Genomic DNA, 19,040 nt, shown 5'->3' with positions numbered 1-19,040 from the left:
CGGGTGACGCTTCTGTTTTGAAGGATTGCGGCTGTTGAAGCGCAATCTCGAGAACAGGAGCAATGAGATGGTCGAGTTGAGCCCTCTTCGCCGGCGCATGATCGAGGACATGACGATCCGCAATCTGTCGCCGGCCACCCAGCGATCCTACGTGCATGCGGTGGCGAAGTTTTCGCGCTACTTTGGCCGCTCCCCTGACCGGCTTAGCCTTGAGGACGTGCGCGCCTTCCAGGTGCATCTGGTCTCAACGGGGATTTCGTGGCCGGCGCTGAACCAGACGGTGTGCGCGCTACGGTTCTTCTACGGCGTGACGTTGGGCCGTGCCGAGATCCCGGAGCGCATTGCCTACGCCCGCTTACCACGCACGCTGCCAGTTGTGTTGAGCGCCGACGAGGTGGTCAGGTTCCTGGAGGCTGTGCCGAGCCTGAAGACGCGCACGGCCCTGACGACAGCCTACGCTGCTGGCCTTCGCGCCTCGGAGACTGTCGGCCTAAAGGTCGGCGACATCGACAGCGGACGCGGTGTCATTCGGGTCGAGCACGGCAAGGGCGGCCAGGACCGCACCGTGATGCTGTCGGCGCAGCTTCTGCGCATCCTGCGGATTTACTGGCGGCTGGCGAAGCCGCAGGACTGGTTGTTTCCCGGGCGCGGCGCCGATCGCCCTATCGATGTGCAGGTGTTGTATTCGGCCTGTCGCTCGGCGCGTGCGGCCGCCGGCATCGACAAGCGGGTGACTGTCCACACGCTCAGGCACAGCTTCGCCACGCATCTTCTGGAGAACGGCACCGACATCCGCATCATCCAGGTTCTGCTCGGCCACAACAACCTGTCGAGTACGGCGCGCTACACCAGGGTCTCGAACGGCCTAATCCGGCGCACGACGAGCCCGCTCGACCGGTTGAACGTCGAGGTCGTGCCGCCGGTCTGATCCGGTCCCGCCCATGCCGGCGAGACAGGAGGTGGCGGATATCTTCCGCCGCCATGGCGAGGCGTATCGACAGACCCATGACGGCCATCTCGGGCGCGTCGAGCGCCGCACGATGAGCGCGATCGAGCTATGCCGACCGCCGCACTGGGCGGTCATGTCGAGGGCTGCCGCTCCTGCGGGGCGATCCGCGTGGCCTACAATTCCTGCCGCAACCGGCATTGCCCCAAGTGCCAAGGCCAGGCCTGCCGGGACTGGCTCGCCGCGCGACAGGACGAGCTTCTGCCGGTCGCCTACTTCCACGTGGTGTTCACGCTGCCGGTCGAGGTCGCCGCGATCGCCTTCCACAACAAGACGGTGCTCTAAACGATCCTGTTCAAGGCGGCGGCCGAGACGCTGCGCACGATCGCCGCCGATCCCAGACATCTAAATTTAGGCGCTGAGATCGGCCTCATCGCAGTGCTGCACAGCTGGGGTCAGACGCTCACCTACCATCCCCGCCTGCATTGCATCGTGCCGGGCGGTGGTGTCTCGCCCGACGGCACACGCTGGATCTCGTGCAGGCCGGGATTCTTTTTACCCGTGCGCGTGCTGTCGCGCCTGTTTCGACGCCGCTTCCTGGAGGAACTGCGAGTGGGCCATGATGCGGGCTGGCTGGGCTTCTTCGGCGATCTCGCCCACCTGGCAAAGCCCGATGCCTTCGCCCGCTTGCTCGCCGAAGTCCGTCGCCTCGAATGGGTCGTCTATGCCAAGCCGCCCTTCGGCGGGCCGCAACAGGTGCTGGCTTATCTCGGCCGCTACACCCACCGCGTCGCCATCGCCAATTCCCGCCTAGTCAGCATGGTCGACGATCGCGTCGCGTTCCGCTGGCGAGATTATCGTCATGGCGCCAGGACGAAGGTCATGACGCTCGATGCCCATGAGTTCATCCGCCGCTTCCTCCTGCACACGCTGCCCGACGGCTTCCATCGCATCCGTCATTACGGCTTCCTCGCCAACGGTCATCGCGCCGCCAAGCTCGGCCTGTGCCGCCGACTGCTGGCCAGCCAGCAGAGCAATCGCGAACCGAGTGCCGAAAGCGCCGCTGTCGCCGCCGAGCGCCTGACGTTGACGCATCGCTGCCCATGCTGCGGAGGGGCGATGGTCACGCTCGCCACCTGGCGATGCGGCTAGGCGCCGCCGAACCCGAATGACACCTCCTGATCACGCCGGGTGCGTCCACATCATCTTGTTCGGCACCCGTCGCCATGCGCGCCGGCACCCAGACCTTTGTCCCACCGCACCAAGCCACAAGCAGCCAGCCCGGCGATAGAGGCCACTGCTGCCTGTCTGACGACCCACGCCATCACGGTTTTGCCTTCCGCCATGCCGTCCATCCCTGTGGTCGAACCGCGAACGCTCTTCATCGACCCGGCCAAGACAATCCCCACCGCTCCTCCAGGCTACAATCCCCATAGCGCCAGACCGACCCGCGGCTTCGCTCAATCCGGCTTGCAATGAGGTCCGACAATCAGCCGGCTCGCTCCGTCGAGCATGCGGACCTCACAGAAGCCTCCAGATTCCCAGACCGCCGCATGAGATGATTCGAACTCTCGCCATTCCGCCAGCTCTTGAGGGGTCAGCAAGGCCTTTTGCGCATGGCGCGGTAGAACAATAGCTTGGCTGCGCGGCGCACCTGCGGTTCCATGGCCCTCGGCAGGGCGCAAAGAAAAATGTAAATGTACACCCGCCAGGACCATGGATCGTGCCGCATCGCGCGAATGAGTAGGCACGCTCCGCGCTTCTTCTCGCCTTGAGCCACACAATCATTGCCAGCTTTTGCATACAAGCGCGCGTTGCGCCGGCGCGCGAGGTGCGCGAGCTCCGGCCGTCGCCTGACCCATTCTCGCGTGAGGTGTTCGGCTGCAGGCAGAAGCGCATCGAGCCTGCGGGTTGTGTTCGAGCCATGGCGCCGTTTATAGACGAGTGCTCCGGCCACATGCTGAAATGTCCAGCGCTCAGCTACGCGCATGCAAAACTCCGTATCCTCTCCAACCCTGAGCGTCTCGTTGAACAACCCGATATCTTCGACGACCTCCCGCCGCATAACGATACTGGAAGGTACAATCGGCCCATCAAGCAGAAAATATTTCGGCAGCGTATCGGTTTGATCCGCGCGATAGCGCCCAACGGCGACGTGTAGAGCATCGGAAAGATCTGGAGCGGAAAAGTCGACTAAATCACCATAAACGAGGCCTGCCTTGCAGCCATTGCCAAAGACGTCCAATTGACGTTCAAGCTTGTCCTCGGCCCAGAAGTCATCGCCGTCGAGAATTGCAACAAAATCACCGGTAGCATGTTTGATGGCAAGGTTCCTTGCTGATGAAGGCCCGATACCCGCCGTCGTCAGGACATGTAAGCGCGGCTCGCGATCAGCCAGCGACGCAATTATTTCCCTTGAGCGGTCCGTCGACCCATCATTGACAATGATGATCTCTTTGACGTGGCTCGAGGCGGTCTGATTGATCACGCTTTCCACTGCCTGCACAATGAAGTGTTCTTCATTGTGGCATGTCAGGATAACCGAAACGCTCATCTCGCGCTTCCTGGCAAGGGGCGCCCATCAAATCGGGGATGCCTCATGCTCGTGGGGTGCCTCCCCAGTGCCTTGTGCAATGATAGGCAAAGCCCGTGCCGCGTCAATTCCGGCAGTAGCGAGACAAGGATCAGCGTGACGAAGGCGCGTGTGCCGGAGGCTTCAGTTCCAACATAAACGGCACAGGGAACAAGGAGCACGAGGGGCAGAAGCCGTGCCTGGGCCGCTCCGATCAATCCGTGATTAAGTGCCAAGTTTACAACACGGGCTAGCCGAATCCATGCGGCGAGCCATATCAGAATGTAAAGGCAGAGCCCAATGATGCCGTTCTCGGTGAGAATGCGTTGAAATTCGCCATGTATTTCCAGCCGCAACTCGTCAGGAAGATTGCGGAACTCCGTATCGACAATATTCTTAAATTGATTCGTGCCCACGCCCAGTAGTGGATGTTCGGAAATGAGCTGTCTGGACAGAGTGAAGGCAAACGCGCGCTGGACATTGCTCGGCGTATCTCCAGGGGCATATTTCCCCGTCGCGACCAGATATTGGTATTGCCCCATCCTCAGCGGATGGAGGATGGTCTGCGATTGCTTTTCAACATAGGCGTTATCCACCATGGTCGACAGCACGAAAAGACCCATGAAGCCGGCGGCGATCGCCGGTACCATGGCAGCGAGCCGTCCCCGCGCCAGAAGCGCAGTGGTCAGAAAGAGATAGATCAAAAGCGCCTTGCGTTCGCCAGATAGCACGAGCAGGGGAAGTATCCCTGTCCATACAATCCAGAGGGTAAGCCGCTTGACCCGGTTGACGAAGATCAGCAGTCCCGCGAGCGCAATTGGAACAAAGGTGAACGCGAGCCTTGGATCGTAAAGATGCTTCCAACCGATCAAATAGCCATGAGCCACATGCCAGGCGATCGTATAGGCGAGGATCATCGCCATGCCGATAAGCAAGATGTTGACGGCCTTGTCCGTCTCGAGCCGTCTGGCCTCCTGTGCGAGGGCGAACGCAAAGGCGCCCACAGCGGACATCTGCAGCAGCTCGCGCAATCCGTTCTCTCTGTCTACGCTGAAGGCCGAGACGATGTCCCAGCCCAAGAAGGGCAGGAGCAGCAAGAACCCGGCTGAAAATGCCAAATTTCGCCAACGCCCCGTCGCCAAGCCTGTGATGAGCGCTAGCAATACGAGCAGCTCGAACGGACGCAGCAAAACAAGACTCGTCTCGAGCCTGATTGGCAGGAAGAGGCTCAGTATCGCGAATGTGAGGAGATAACGCATCACAGCCTCTTCGCGGCGCGACATTTGTTTTAGCGTGTTCTCTTTCCCGGCGACAGAACTTTGTGGATGTATCAATGCCAGCGGGCTGAGAAAGACATCGCCTTGCTCGAGCCCATGGCGTCATCGTTCCGCCCGCCGTCTCACGAGTAATGGGAACCGCGATGCCGTACTGGATGGGAAGCCTGGCACCATGTTTCCGACCGCAATCTCTTGGAAATGCGAACTAGGCCGGTCCGACGGAAGTGATGATGATCCTGACGGCGCGCAATCGATGCGGCCTAACGGACGGTCTTGCTTTCCGGGGTCCACGCTTCTGGCTGGTCGAGCACAGAGACCGCGCGAACATGGCAGCGAAGCTTATGCCCGACATCCCTTGAGCTGAGCTCATAGCTTGTGCCGGTTTCGCCCACGATCGGAATGCCGTCACGATACCAGAGATACTCTATTTGGGACGCAATCACGTTCGGCGCGACGGTCAGCGCTTGGCCCGGTGACGCTTTGCCCGAGAAGGCCGGCAATGCGGTGAAGCCCGGCGGGATCCTAGCCAGATCCGCTTCGGTCTGCCGGACCTTTATATAGTCAATGACCATGTCATAAGTCTGCGACGGGTCCGGCTGAGCCTGACCCTTATTTTCGTCGTAAGCGAAATCCACCATGATGTATTTTTTCGCTGTGAGTTCCGGCGTCGTCGGAACGCGCGCCACTTCATGGCCGTCGATCACGAAATAGCTGTAGTCATCCTCGATCTGCGCGTACCAAGTATGAAATTCGCCATCGTATATGTCGATCGTCTCGGGGAAGCCATTCGATGGATCGATTTGATAGCCGGCGATTTTCCGGTGCACGTCATGTGCCGCGACTTGCGGATCTGCATAGCCGAGTCTGGGCTTGTGCACGTGCTGGCTGATGTTGATATAAGCCCCATTGAGACCGTCATATTCCCAAAAGTCCGTCTCAAGACGATTGCGCGTCCGCCAGAATAGATGCTCCTTGCCATACGCCCAAAAGGCAGGAAAAAATCCGGGACGGGGCGCTGCGATCTTGGGCAGTCTGGCGCGGATCTCAAAAATCCCCTTTCCCCAACACCGCCCCTGGCCATTGTTGTTCACGGATGAGAACGCACCTGTTCTCCAGCGGCCGTTATTTAAGAGCCGGAGCGCCAGCGTATGGCTGGCGGGGTCGTGCACATATGAGGAGGGCGACGCCGAGATCCGCTGGGCATCAGCGTCAACACCGATACCCGCTAGATGGGTCGGCGCGTACCAGATGCTGCCTTGCGCGCCTTGGGAATCGTCGACAACTGTGTTGGAATCGAAGTCGTCAAGAAAAACCGTTGTGTAACCGCTGATCGGGGACGCCGCCTCGCCACGATGAGCATATCGCTCATTGCCGATGGCTGCCCAGGATGCCCAAAAGGCTGGATCGAATGCGTAACGCGCCGGTTTGCTGTTCGCGTCCACGGCTGAAGGAGGACTCTGGCGATAGGGATGATCGTCGGGCAAGGCGGATTGCCGGCCGACGCGCCACATGCCCCATCCCATCAGCATGTCGATCTGCGAGTCATCCAGTTCGCTTTGTCCGATGATGACGCAGTCGATCGCCACATCGGCCCTCATCGGATCGTTCACGTCGCCCATGAAGCTTTGCGATTTCATCCGGTTGGAAGCCAATGCATAAATGGTCTGACCGGCTGTCTTGACCCCATTCACCACGGCCTGCATCACGAATCCGCGGCGGTACCCGACCATGACATTCCAGTCGCCAAAATCCGTCGAGCATTGTCCTTCCTCGCTCTTGAGCTTGCCGTCATGGAGCTGCGAAACGAATGTCGCTGCCCTGGGCTTAAAACAAACCCGAGGCTGGCGGTGCAGCGAGCCGCCCTCTGCTCCATTGACGCAAAGAACGGAAATATTATTGGCATCGGCGTTTACCGCCGAATTGCACCGGGCAATCACGACCCACCAGCGGTGAAGGTACGGGGCATCGTTATCGACCGCCCATGCTAATGCCTGTTTCGTGCCCTTCTCGAAGAGAACGCCGCCATTATTCGGAAGCTTTGTTGGGCGCAGACTGGGCTCGGCTTGCACCGCAGCCACCGGCTTCACGCCGCCGGATTGCCACGAGGCGACTTCGCCGTCGGCTAGATCCTCCTGAACCCACGATTTCACGATCATTTCCGGAGGCAGATCGAGGTGCCAGGAATCAGCTTTCGGCTGCGAGCCTGGCTCCGAACCGGCGGCGCGAGCGTCTCGTCCCGGGCGACCGGTTGCAGTCAGCACAAGCGCGGCGCATGCGGCCCGCGCCAGATCCCGGCGAGAAATGCGGTTGGTCATTGTCGTGTGCCAATAGCCTCTGGTTTCGGGGCGAGAGTCCACCGTGGACCCCCGTTACCCGCTATTGCGCTTCTCTCCTCGCCTGCCCGCGGCATATCATAGAGCCGCGCTTCGTCGTCTCGACGACAGGCGGCAAAACGCGCCTGATGGAAACCAGATGCTGACCGCCCAGATGGTAGGGGACCCGGTAAAAATGCGGGTCGCGTGGACTACGCAAATCTGATCCATTTCGCTTTCCTGGGTGTCAGGGATTGCAGGACCTTCACACCATATTTCCCGAGGAGGAGCGACGCTCTCAGATAGAGAATGGCAACGGACAATGTACCTGTGACGAAAAGCCCGGTCGCGAGCACAAGATAATCGGGCCATCCGGCGAGTAGCATTTTGACCGAAGAGCCGATGGCGAACACGACAGCGGCGAACGCGACGGGCGGTACATGGACGAGCGCGAAATCCAGAGCTGACAATCCCGTCATCCGACAAGTGATTGCCGCATACAGAAAGAAGCTAATCGCAATGGCACCAGACACTGCAAACGCCACCGCATTAACGCCGTAAGGCGCCGAAAAGAACGCAAATGAGGCGACCAAAGCCATGTAGATGAGGGCCATGGAGGCCGTTCGATAACTTTGGCCAGTCGCGAGCGTCACGGCTCCGCACACTCTGTAACCCAAGCGAAAATAAATTGCTGCGGAGAATATCGTTATGGGAACGACGGCATCCATCCATTTCGGGCCGAGGACTGTCAGAACAAGCTCTTTTGCAAAACAGCACAGAAACGCGCTAGTCGGTATAGAGAGCGCAGCAGTCAACGCATACCCCTTGAGCTGAGCGCTGCGTAGCCGTGCCTTATCATGCTGAACCTTCGCAAGGATTGGGAAAACTACGCTCTTGTTCAGATTTCCGAACAGATTTGCCGGCATCGCGATCAGATAATACGATCGTGAATAAATGCCAAGCTCTGTAGTACCGATCAACCGAGCGACAATTACATTGTCGATATATTTTGCGGTGAAGGTCGATATGCCAGTCAGCGAAAAACCCAGGCTCTGGCTGCGGATATCGCGATAAGACTGCAAGTCGAAGCCTGGCCTGACGAGGTATTGTCGAGCCGCAAACATATAGATTCCTGCAAGGATGAATGCTTGGGCGATGCAGGCGATCACCAACGCCCAATAGCTCAGTCCAAGATAGGCGAGCGGAATAGCCAAGCCGACATTGGCGATGATCCAAGCCGCCAAATTCGCAGTCGAAGACAATTTGAACTTCAAGTTCCGAGAGAGAGCCGCCTCGGCCACGAGATTGAATGCGTTTGCGAACATGCTGAACGCCAGCACCCGGCTGACAAGCTCGAGCTCCGGCACACGAAAGAAATCGGCGATCGCGCCTGCGAACACCCATTGAAGCACAGCCAGGCCTGCGGCGATGAGCAGCGAGAGGAATGCCACTGTTCCCATATGGCGCTTTTCGAGATCGCTCCGCTGGATCACGACTTGCGACATACCAAGATTGGCAATGTTATTGGCGATGGCCACGACGATCAGCGCAGCGCCGACAACGCCGTATTCTCGCGGGGAGAGCAGGCGCGCGAGAACCGCCGTGACCAGGACATTCAACAAGGTTCGGGTCAGCAGTGCGCTCCCCGACCAGGAAAGTCCCCGGGCAGCCTCGCGTGTCAAATTCCGGTGTTCGTTCACGGGCTTCGACTCTAAGAACAATGCACTTGACTGCAGACGGCTCAAGGGAACGAAAAGCAATCACGGCAGCACTGGTTCACTGAAACCGACTTGTTGCCTCCAGTAGCAATCTGCGTATTCCGCTGCCGCGCGCAAAATCGAGAAGCCATGAGAGAAATGGCAACCGCCTGCGCGTCAAGGCCGCCCCCCGCATGAGAAGGCGTTCCAGACGGAAGCCGATGAGGCGTTGGACTGCATTATAGTGGAATTCGATCTCTCGTCTCTTCTCGGGCGAAAGTCCCGGATAAGGCTGCCAGGACGCCTTGGCCGCTTCGAGGTTGAACGGCGGAAAGGGCGGCAGAGCGAATTCCCTTCGTAGCCGCTCCATGCACGGTTCCAGCCTGGAAAGAAGAGCGGCCCTTTCGTCGGGAGCGAGATATTGGTGATTATTGTTGGTGTCTGTTATTCTCTTGTCTACCATTGCGTATACCCTACGCTCCAATTTGCTCTCTGAATAAGGAATATGCTCATTTCTAGCGCGCTTATATTCCAGAACATCTCGGCTAAGCCGCTCGTTTGCACGAAGATGCGGCTGCGTGAAAGCGGAGATATCCCCAATACCAAGAACATGTCTCACGAAATCATCGATCAGATTTGGCAGCGCCGCTTCGTATGTGCGTACCGAACAGGCGCGGCTCCCAAAGACGTCGCGCCAGATGGATAGATAGCTATGGTAGTCCAGAATATCATTAATTGCGTTGAGAAAGTCGATAACATCGCCGGTAAGAAGATCTCCCCGCTTCACGTTTTGATTGTACAGAGATTCGAGATAATGATCGGGTCTACGTACGTAGCATAGTACGTGGCATTCTACATGGCCAGGGATTGCGGCGCGCAACCGCTCGATGAGATGGCGCTCTTTTGCAAGGACCTCCGCGCTCGTTTCCTCGGTTTTAAAGCGCCGCAGATACCGAACCATAGCATAAAGATTTTCGGAGCTTGCGATGATTGTGTGTGCTCCGTTTCGCTCTGCCTTTCCCAGGTTCTTGAGAAGGAAATATCGGAATTTCTCCGATCCATCGTTTAGAAACGTATTGGCAATGCTGTTGAAATTAAACTCATGAATTGGCGAGGCGTAGCATATACCATGATCGCCCAGCCCTTTTCCATTTGCGGACAGGAAATGCTGTAACGCAGTGCTTCCCGTTTTATGCGTGCCAATATGAAGGATGAGCCTCATGTGATCTTCTACCCGCTCGTTTGAGCAAAACGAAAGCCAGCAAAGCTGGCATCAGCCTTGAGAGTCCGCCACGTCGGCCCGCAGGCAAACTTAAGCGGGCTCATGGCAATGGTCTCTGCATAAGCGTGGCGTGGAGACTCATTTGCTCTCGGGCGACCCTCTCCATGCTGAAGCGCATTGTGATGGTGTTCACGGCTTGCCGTCCCATTTCATCGCGCTTGGTTTCCGACAGGCCAAGCGCGCGAAGGAGTAGTCCGCAAAACTCCGCATGCGAGCGAGCCAAAAAGCCGCTGCGCTCATGCTCCACAATGTCGGACGCACCGCTAACATCGGTGATGATCGGCACTACGCCGCAGCTCATAGCCTCGAGCAGCGCGTTTGACATGCCTTCCGAGGCGGAGGTGGAAAGATAGAAGTCAGCCTCCCACAGAAAGGGAAAGACATCTTCGATCGCGCCGGCGAATATAACCCTGCCTGAAAGGCCCAGCCGGGCCGCCTGTTTCTCAAGAGTGGCACGGCACTGGCCGTCGCCCAGGATAGTGAGTTGCGCCTTTGCCTCGGCTGGAAGTGTCGCGAACGCATCGATCATGTGCTCAAGGCATTTTTCGGGGTCGAGGCGCCCAAGGCAGATAAAGCGTCGGCTGCCATCGGCGCTCGGCTCCCAGCGCTGCTCGCGGGGCAGCTCAATCCCATTGGGGATCATATAAATGCGATGCGCGTCGATGCCATGTCTCTTCAGATCAGCAGCGATTTGGCGACTATTGGCGATGAAGGCCGTGACGCGACGCTTGATCAGTGCAGAGGCCCAACGACCGATGATTTTCTTTTCCCGCACAACGTCGAGATCGAAACACCGTCCGCCCCGGCCCAATTTTGCGATAACCGGTTTGCGCAGGAGGGCTCCTGCCAATGCCGCCGGAACGGCGTGAAGTCGGGCATGGATGATGTATACGACATCGAATTCACCGCGATGGCGCAGCATCCAAATTGCAACCTGCCCGCACCACGACAGGAACGACAGCATACGCCGCCCGCCTAGATTGGGCGCCGCGCGCAGGCGAAGGCGCTGGATGGGCACACCGTCGATGAAGGACCTCTTCGGCGTCGATCGCGACAATCTGGGTGCCATGATGGTTACGGCAACCCCCCTTTCAACCAGGACCCGGGCAAATCGCCGCGTCTGATGCTCGGCGCCGCCATATGACTCAGGAAAATAGGTTGGGAGCACCAGCAGAACCCGAGCTTCGGCTGGCGGGAAGTTTTCTCTTACAATCATATCCATCCGCCGAACAACGTTCCTCGAGACGATGGCGGCCACCAAGATTACAACTCATCCCACTTGCAAAAGAGAAGGTGCCACTCTTTTATCGCCTTTCAGGGCACCGAACCTCTTATTGTCTAGAACAACGCACGGTGCCTTAAATGCTATCCATCCGATAACCTACCGATCGCAGTAAAGCGGAATATCTCACCCCTTCATCGCGGAAGCGCTATATTTCGAGCAGGACGGCTTGTCGACACTCCCTTGCTTGCCCGATGCTGGTCAAGAACTTTGCGGTAAATGGCATCGATCCGCTTGCCCATCAGCTTGGCGCCCCAGTTCGAAAGATCGGTCGCCGCGGCACCTTGGGCGAGGCAAGACAGCGTTTCACGATCCTCCAGCAGGGCCGCAATGGCGTCGGCCATGGCTGCCAAATCGTGCGCGGGTGTAATCACACCGTTGATCCCAGAACGCAACACTTCGCGAAGACCCGGCAGATCGCAAACAACACAAGGCTTGCCGCCGGCGAGATATTGCATGACCACGCGGGGCAATCCCTCCCGCATGGAGCAGAGCAGGCAGAGATCCGCCAGTGCGATCAGCCGCTCGGGGTCGCTTCGATAACCGGTAAAGACAACTCGGCGCTCTAGCCCGAGCGATTTGGCCCGCGATTCGACTTCCGAGTGAAGCGGGCCGTCGCCCGCGAGCACAAGCACCGCGTCGGGCAAGCGGGCCTCGGCCTTCTTGAAAGCATCCAGAAATTCCGTGTGTCGCTTGCGTGGCTCGAATGCTGCTATCATCAAGAGCACCGGCGGCCGCGGGGCGCCTGGTGTCAAGCGCAACAAATCGCGCCAATCATCGGGCGGACCGGCGTGGCGAAAACGATCGAGATCGAATCCGGAATGGACGACATAATGTTTGTCCGGACGCCCCATTCCTGCATTCAAGCACAGGTCACGGATGCCAGCGCTCACGCTAATGAACGCACTGGTGACTGGCGCTGCCAGCTTTTCCAAGGCGAGATAGGCAAACCGCTCGGCAAAGCCGACATTGACAAAAGGCACGATATGCACGCCATGAACGATTGCTGAAACTCCCGCCGCCCATGCCGCGAAACGTCCGAGAATGCCTGCCTTACTGGTGTGCGTATGCACGATGTCAGCATTCAGGGCCCGGATTGTCCGGGTAAGCGCCAACAACGCCCTCAGATCGGAGGCGGGCGAAATGGACCGGGTCAAGGCCGGGACAGCAATGAGTTTCACCCGCGGATCAACTTTAGCCATGATTTCCGGATGGACCGCCTCGCCATGCAGCAGGACAACATCATGTCCTCGTTGCGCGGCCCAATTGCAGGATTGGACTGTATTCTCATCAGCACCGCCATTGATGAGACGGGTAATGACATGGACGATCCGCAGCCGGTGCCTCATGTCGATCTTTGCTTCCGCATCCCGCGCTTTCATATCGCCGCACCGATCGCGCTGGACCCAGCAGATTGCTAGGTTCGTTCCCATGCCCAACCAACACATCGGCGCGTGCATGCCGCATGCCGAACACCGGAATCCTGTTATGTCTCTTCTCCTTGTTTGGAAGGAGGGAGTCATCCCAGTCGGTCAGATTGAGCTTATTTAATTTAAATGCCTCAGAGACATGTCGCTGTTACCCCGGGCACATCGGAATGATTATTTGTGGTCTACTATTTCTGCTGTAACCCGGTTGCACGAACTGAGAGAGATCTCCCGACCCGCATCATCGGTCTCACCACAAGCGTTGGAGGTTTCCTTACACACGATCGGGCATTATTGAGGGTACAAGATAATCCACAATCACATGCGAATTCTTTACTTTATCTACGGATTCGATCCAGGTGGCGCCGAGCACGGGCTGCTCACGTTGCTGCAAGCGGGATTTTTCAACGGCCACCAGCTGAAGATTCTCGCCTGTTGCCGCGGTCGTGGGGGGGCACTTGCCGATGAAATCGCCGCACAAATCGGACAGCACAATCTTATCCTAACTTCGCAGCGTGAAGAGGCTTCCTTTCGCACCTACGTGGGCACGTTCTTTGTAACTTTGCGCCTCATCCGCGAGTGGCGGCCGGATATGGTTGCGTTGTCGCTCAAACAGGCCAATCTCCTGGGACGGCTCGCCGCGATGTTTGCTCCCTGGGTGCACTGCGTTTCATTCGAACACACCAGCCGCTACCGCTACCGCTCCCGACGCGCCGCAGCCGTTTATGGCCCTGTGCTCAAGGCGTTGTCCTGGCGCGTCGATGAAATCTGGGCTGACTGCGAAAGTACGCTGCAGGAGACGCAAGCATACTTCCTGCCGCGCAAGCGCCGGTCGCATATCGTGCCTCTGTTTTGCTCCCATGAGGCTTCCAGCCACAAGCGCGATTACGCGCTTCACACACCCTTGCGCCTTGCTACTGCCGGACGGCTTATCCCGCTGAAGAACTTTGACCGCCTGATCGAGGCTATCCGAATGCTCCAAGATCGCAGCGTTTCTGCAAGCCTCGATCTTTACGGCGACGGGCCGGAACGGCAGGCGCTTTCGCGCTTGGCGGATGAGTTCGGCATTGGAGATCGCGTGCACTTCCATGGGTATGTCGCGCGCTGGTACGAGCTAGCCGGTGATCGTGACATCTTCATCAGCCTGTCCGATACGGAAGGGTTTTGCATCGCCGTCGCCGAGGCGATGCTTGCCGGCCTTCCGGTGATCGCGACCGACGTCGGCGGTATCCGGGATTACGGGATCGATGGAGAGAATATGCTGAAGCTTGCTGTTCCCTCAGCCGAGATGGCGCTGACGCAGGCACTGATGCTTATGGGCGATGAAACGCTCCGCAAGAAAATCGGAATACAGGCACGACAGGATATGCTGCAGGCCTATTCGCCGGGTGCTTTGCGTGTCCGCGCTTCGGCGGTGTTGGGTGGCGGAATTTAAGGGCCGGCATAAGCCACGCTGAACGTGAACTCCGTCCGACGTGGGTTCTCGACCTGACTTTCTCCAGCCTGATGGACAATGTATTGCCGAATCCCTGTCGACGAACATCGTCTGCGATGGCCTGGTCCAGCACGTACAACACCCTTCCCTTGCATCTCGCAGGGGGGAACATCATTAGTTGCTTGCACCACAACTAAATCTTGTAATACTTACTATAGCGCTCTCTATAAAATTCCGCACTACCGAACTTTTGATACATCCTGACTCTTTTCGTATCGACCTTGTTAAGCAGAACGCCTATACACTTTTCCGCAAGGATCGGATTTTTGTTGAGGCATTCTCGCACGAATGTACGAGCGGTCCCACCCCATTCAACAACTAGGACAAGTCCGTCGAGGTGCTGGACAAGCGACCTCACATCCGCGACTGGAGCCGACGGGGGCAAATCAACGACGACGTAATTGAACGTAGAGCCTGCCTTGAGCAGAAAGTCGCCCATTTTCTCGATAGGCTGCATCGTTTTTGCGAGCTTTTGTTGGCTCTGGTTCACTCCGGGCAGGAACCGCAATGGCAATGATCGATGGGCCAGCAAATCTCTCGCATTGAAGTCTCCAGCCAACAAGTTGGCCAGGCCTCGTTCCCAACCATTGGCTAACATCGGCGACAAGCCCGGATTGTGGATGTCAGCATCGATCAACAGCGTCCTACAACGCTGTATAGCAAGAACCAATGCAAGATTAGCCGCGACCAGCGATTTCCCTTCTCCCGGGAGGCAGGAAACAATGCCAATCGCCTTGGTGCTCTTCCTTGGTAACTCGACATCAACAGCGACTTTCACCGATCGCATCGCTTCGGCGAATTCCGAGTGCGGATGTTGCTCTACCCAACTGAAAGCGCTGTTCCCCACCTCGATGAATGACGGCTCTCCGTCCGCAGGATCACGCTTGTTCCGACTAATTGGCTTCCCGTCCAGCAATGGGATCATTCCGAGCGTGTCAAGTCCGAGCTCATCGCGCACTTGGGCCGTCGTACGGAAAAAGCGCTCCCGGTATTCCCGAATTCCGCCCAAGCCGGCGCCAATCATGCCGCCGAGCATGACGCAGATCGCCAACACAAGACTACGGTTCGGAGAACTCGGGCTGCTGGGGTATGGTGCCTCCGAGATAATCCGCGCCTCTGTCAACGCCATCGACAAGTTCTGTAGGCTCGCTTGGTGCTGCTGCAGGACCTGTTCATATTGCGCCTTGAGAGAGGACGCCTCAAGTTCGAGCTGGCTCAAGGTAACCAGCGTTTCCTTGGTCAGCGTGTTGTCTGTTCGGAACTTTTGGACTGCGAGCTCGGCGTCGACCGATCGCTTGCGCACCGTCTCGAGCTCTTCCGCCAATGCCCCGCGGGCTCGGACAATCGACTCGTCTTTGGCTTCGACTTGGTCAGAGATATAGATTTCGGCATACTTACTGGCTATTTTTTGCGCCATTTCGGCTCTAGGCGACCAAAATTGGACTTGCAGAATGTAAGTACCGCTTACACGATCAACCGTTGTATTCTCAGCCAGAATGCCAAATGCCTGCCATCGAGGATCGGGTGCTGGCGCCGCACTCGATTTCACCGTTGCTGGCGCCCCATCTTCTTGGGAACTGCCGACGAATGACCGCACCACCCGGGCGACCAATCCTGTAAGAATATCGCGCACCGAATACGGCGCTGACAAGAAAGAGCGATCGGTAGCAAGACCGAGGCTGTCAACGACCTTTAGCCCGATGCGATCGGAACGCAACAATTCGACCTGGCTCAGCATCATCGGGTCAAGCTGTGTGGAGCTTCCGCTTTCTGTTAACTGGGTTACGACGGCTGGCTGGTCCTTGTCGATTAGGATTCTGGCCGTCGACTCGTACAAGGGCACTTCGACCCGAAGATAAACCAGCCCCAGCACAAGGCCTGCGAGCGCGCATGCGAGGACGAACCCCAACTGCCGTCGCGCTGCCGCCACGAGTGTTTCGAGATCAATCGTTCCCGCCTGAGGATCGCCGAATATGAAGGCAGGATCCGGGTGTCGATTTTCAACTTCGCGGAGCATAAGCCTTCAAACCCGTGGGATGAGACTGGCAGCGGCTAGGGAGTGACCAATACCACGTTATCTGACCAAATGTCTTCAAATTCAGCATCGCCGCCTGCCGAGCACGGGGCATCAGCCCACCCTTGCCCAAGGGCGCGAATTCCTGCCGTGCTCCGACTGGCCACAATTCCGCTGCGTCGTGCGATCCTACCAAGCGAAGAAGTGGAGTCGTATTGCCAAATGGCAAAACATCTGGGCAAGAGATCCCCGGACACAGGGATCTCGATTGGAATGCCTCGTCGATCACAGGCGCACCGTAAGAGTGCTGGGCGCCTTTGGCGCTTCGCGGAACGCCTCTCCAGTGTCCGAATAAGACAGGCCGCAGTCACATTTTGTATCGTAGTGTGGGGTGTCATCCTGCTGATAGTCCTGCACTAAACACCCAAAGTCTATTGGTCCGCCTTATGCGCTAAGTGGCTCCGCAGTTGCTCCCTTTCGGACTCATCCCGCTGGATGTCTGCCTTCTCAATCACGGATTCCTTGGAAACCGAGCGCCACACCATCAGCATGACCGCAACAAAATACCCAATCTGTATCAAGATCCCACAAATTGCCGTTTGAACAAACGTGCTCCAGAGCGAGGCGGTAAGCAAATATGTACTGATAGCGAATGCCAACAGTACTATGATAAAGCCACGCAAAAAAAGCAAAAAGGACATCGCTTCCCACTTGCAGTCGCTCGCGTGATGCGCTCCTGGCCATCCAACCCTTAGCCCATTAACCATCATAACATATCGGAACGGCTAGAGTGGTCAAATGTTAGCAGATGCGAATATGCGCCAACCTTTGCCAAGAACGCTTTCGGCGGACATGGCGGCCGCGCCCCGGGGATCAATGCCGCTTAGGCCTTTCTTGCGCTCGCGGATGTAGCTCGCGTTTCGACCATTGTCCGAAACCTCGGTGAACGGTTGGTTCCCGTCCAACTCTTCCGTCGGCACGACGTCGTACCGAGCTTTAATTAGAATAACTGAGGCATATCGGCGACAGGCACTGTGACCATGGGCACAGCGCACGCGATATTTTCATGACAGGATGGAGTAGCAGATCTGCCGTTTCATTCCCGCACCTCGATCCATTCAATGGGTTGCGGCAAGGGTTGGAAGTAGGTTTGTTATGTCTATCACTGCCAGCCGTTTCGAAACGCGATCGTTGCCGATCTGTGGCCGGTGTAGTTGAGAACAGTTAGCAGGCAACGGAGCATGAGTGACAAAGCTTTGAGGGGTCGATTCCGAGTTCAGGAACAGCGGATGCGGGCCGACAGTTGTGCCGGGCCTATAAGTATTTTTTTGTTGTTCGCATGGGCAAATCTGTCGAATGGCCTTGCTCTAGGAGGGGAATATAATGTCGGTGGGTATCGTCTGCAGACCGGCGACGTGATCGGTTTCGCGGTCATAGGCAATCCCGAAATGCAAAAGCGAGCTGTGATCGACCAAAGCGGTATTATTGTGTTGCCGGTGCTGGGTTCCCTAAACGTTCTTGGCAAGACAATAGAGGATGTCCGCAAGGAGGTAATCGATGTCCTAAAACCGAAGTCCCTGCCGCAGCGATCCGCCGACGGCACTGAGAGTTGGACTAATTTCTACCCAGATCAGATTATAATTGATATTGAAGAATACCGGCCCGTCTATATCGACGGGGACATTGCCACTCCTGGGACTCAGGTCTTCAGGCCAGGAATGACTGTCCGACAAGCTGTGGCGGCCGGCGGCGGCTATAAGCTCGGTCGTGGTGAGCTCGAAAACCCTGAACTGACAGCAGCGGACCTTGGCGGCCGCCTCGACGTTGTGCGTATCAAGTATCAAGAAAGCGAAATCAAAGCTGCTCGCATAGAAGCGCAGTTGAGCGGCGCCAGGGCGATCGAGGTGCCAGGTTCAGAACGTGACCCGAGCCTCGAACGTCGTCACGACGAAGCCTTGGAGCAGGAGCAGAAGCAAATGGAAGCTCTTTATGCGGATCAGGAGAAGGAGCGTGCATCAATCAAGTTGGCCATCACCAAGGGGGCAGAACGGATGGGTTACCTGAACGAGCAGCAGAAGACGGATCAAGCGGGCGCGGCAGCGGATGCGGTGGAACTTGATCGCCTCAAGAAGCTCTTCGAAAAAGGTCTGGTCCAGATCGACAGGGTCAACGATGCTCAACGCGCATTGCTTTTGTCAGCGACCCGCGCTTTGCAAACCAACGCTGAGATCGCTCGACTTGAGCGCGACCAAGGGCAATTACAGCGCAGCCTTGAGAAGCTTACTGACCAGAGCCGAATTGACCAGTTGGCTGACTTGCAGACTGAACGCGCGGCAATGGCGCAAATGCGAGCTGAGATGGATTCGTTGGCCAAACAACTCGCCTACGTGAGGCAACTGCGCGAGGACCTTTTGGCCGAAGGGGGCCGGCGGGTTGCGATCGGTATAACCCATTCCAATGACGGAAAGGCAGCGACGACAGAAGCGACTGAAGATACTCTGCTCGCTCCGGGCGACACCATCACAATTACGCTGCTGGCCCCGCCAGGGCCGGCGGTCGCGAACTAACGATGGCATGGTTTGGATCACCCGCTTCGGCGTCCGGACAAAGCCAGCAAGCTGCTGCCCTCATGTCTTCTGACGAAAGCAGCCAAGACTGGCTTCCTTGCGGAGTCGGACCGCGCCAGAGCCCTTGAAGTGGATGGCCGCCTCAGTTTCAACTCCTTGGCGCGAACAG

General features: G+C 57.6%; 13 protein-coding genes and 1 pseudogene. 5 read left to right on the top strand and 9 right to left on the bottom strand.

Going from position 1 to position 19,040, the window contains the following annotated elements:
• Nucleotides 1–67 precede the first annotated feature (67 nt).
• Together EN874_RS12895 and EN874_RS12890 are read left to right on the top strand one after the other, a co-directional pair.
• Nucleotides 68–928 carry a site-specific integrase gene (locus EN874_RS12895; protein WP_127425446.1) on the top strand — a complete coding sequence of 287 codons (861 nt, stop codon included), beginning with the start codon at nt 68–70 and terminating at the stop codon, nt 926–928.
• 13 nt (nt 929–941) lie between these two features.
• Nucleotides 942–2,098, top strand: a pseudogene (locus EN874_RS12890) (IS91 family transposase).
• Between the two features lie 445 nt (nt 2,099–2,543).
• Here EN874_RS12890 and EN874_RS12885 read toward each other — a convergent pair.
• The 7 genes from EN874_RS12885 to EN874_RS12855 form a co-directional block, all read right to left on the bottom strand.
• On the bottom strand, nt 2,544–3,500 hold the full coding sequence (locus EN874_RS12885) for a glycosyltransferase family 2 protein (protein ID WP_127425078.1): 957 nt from the start codon (nt 3,498–3,500) through the stop codon (nt 2,544–2,546).
• Nucleotides 3,497–4,777, bottom strand: a complete 1,281-nt coding sequence (locus tag EN874_RS12880) for an O-antigen ligase family protein (protein ID WP_168247476.1) — start codon at nt 4,775–4,777, stop codon at nt 3,497–3,499. The genes EN874_RS12885 and EN874_RS12880 overlap by 4 nt, the downstream gene beginning before the upstream one ends.
• A gap of 278 nt (nt 4,778–5,055) precedes the next feature.
• Nucleotides 5,056–7,110 (bottom strand): hypothetical protein, encoded by a 2,055-nt coding sequence (locus EN874_RS12875; protein ID WP_127425076.1) that lies wholly within the window; start codon nt 7,108–7,110, stop codon nt 5,056–5,058.
• A gap of 209 nt (nt 7,111–7,319) precedes the next feature.
• Complete coding sequence (locus tag EN874_RS12870; protein WP_168247475.1) at nt 7,320–8,807, bottom strand: lipopolysaccharide biosynthesis protein; 1,488 nt, start codon at nt 8,805–8,807, stop codon at nt 7,320–7,322.
• 76 nt (nt 8,808–8,883) lie between these two features.
• A complete protein-coding gene (locus EN874_RS12865) occupies nt 8,884–10,026 on the bottom strand; it encodes a hypothetical protein (protein ID WP_127425074.1) in 1,143 nt (380 codons plus the stop codon).
• Nucleotides 10,027–10,126: 100 nt separating this feature from the next.
• A complete protein-coding gene (locus tag EN874_RS12860; protein WP_245513564.1) occupies nt 10,127–11,344 on the bottom strand; it encodes a glycosyltransferase in 1,218 nt (405 codons plus the stop codon).
• 158 nt (nt 11,345–11,502) lie between these two features.
• Nucleotides 11,503–12,675 (bottom strand): glycosyltransferase, encoded by a 1,173-nt coding sequence (locus EN874_RS12855; RefSeq protein ID WP_245513563.1) that lies wholly within the window; start codon nt 12,673–12,675, stop codon nt 11,503–11,505.
• On the opposite strand from EN874_RS12855, the gene EN874_RS34375 reads away from it, so the two are divergent.
• Together EN874_RS34375 and EN874_RS12850 are read left to right on the top strand one after the other, a co-directional pair.
• Nucleotides 12,580–12,789, top strand: coding sequence for a hypothetical protein (locus EN874_RS34375; protein ID WP_245513573.1), 210 nt, complete (start codon nt 12,580–12,582; stop codon nt 12,787–12,789). The two genes, EN874_RS12855 and EN874_RS34375, sit on opposite strands and share 96 nt — an antisense overlap.
• 328 nt (nt 12,790–13,117) lie before the next feature.
• Nucleotides 13,118–14,230, top strand: a complete 1,113-nt coding sequence (locus EN874_RS12850) for a glycosyltransferase (RefSeq protein WP_127425071.1) — start codon at nt 13,118–13,120, stop codon at nt 14,228–14,230.
• A gap of 193 nt (nt 14,231–14,423) precedes the next feature.
• Here the strand turns inward: EN874_RS12850 and EN874_RS12845 are convergent, their stop codons facing one another.
• Both EN874_RS12845 and EN874_RS12840 read right to left on the bottom strand, forming a co-directional pair.
• On the bottom strand, nt 14,424–16,307 hold the full coding sequence (locus tag EN874_RS12845) for a Wzz/FepE/Etk N-terminal domain-containing protein (RefSeq protein WP_127425070.1): 1,884 nt from the start codon (nt 16,305–16,307) through the stop codon (nt 14,424–14,426).
• A gap of 428 nt (nt 16,308–16,735) precedes the next feature.
• On the bottom strand, nt 16,736–17,005 hold the full coding sequence (locus tag EN874_RS12840; RefSeq protein ID WP_127425069.1) for an exopolysaccharide production repressor protein: 270 nt from the start codon (nt 17,003–17,005) through the stop codon (nt 16,736–16,738).
• Nucleotides 17,006–17,593: 588 nt separating this feature from the next.
• On the opposite strand from EN874_RS12840, the gene EN874_RS12835 reads away from it, so the two are divergent.
• Complete coding sequence (locus EN874_RS12835; protein ID WP_168247473.1) at nt 17,594–18,871, top strand: polysaccharide biosynthesis/export family protein; 1,278 nt, start codon at nt 17,594–17,596, stop codon at nt 18,869–18,871.
• Nucleotides 18,872–19,040 lie beyond the last annotated feature (169 nt).

The organism is Mesorhizobium sp. M1D.F.Ca.ET.231.01.1.1, from assembly GCF_003999155.2.
GTDB lineage: Bacteria > Pseudomonadota > Alphaproteobacteria > Rhizobiales > Rhizobiaceae > Mesorhizobium.
Note: the sequence above shows the minus strand (reverse complement) of the source record. Positions and strands in the feature narration are given on the sequence as shown.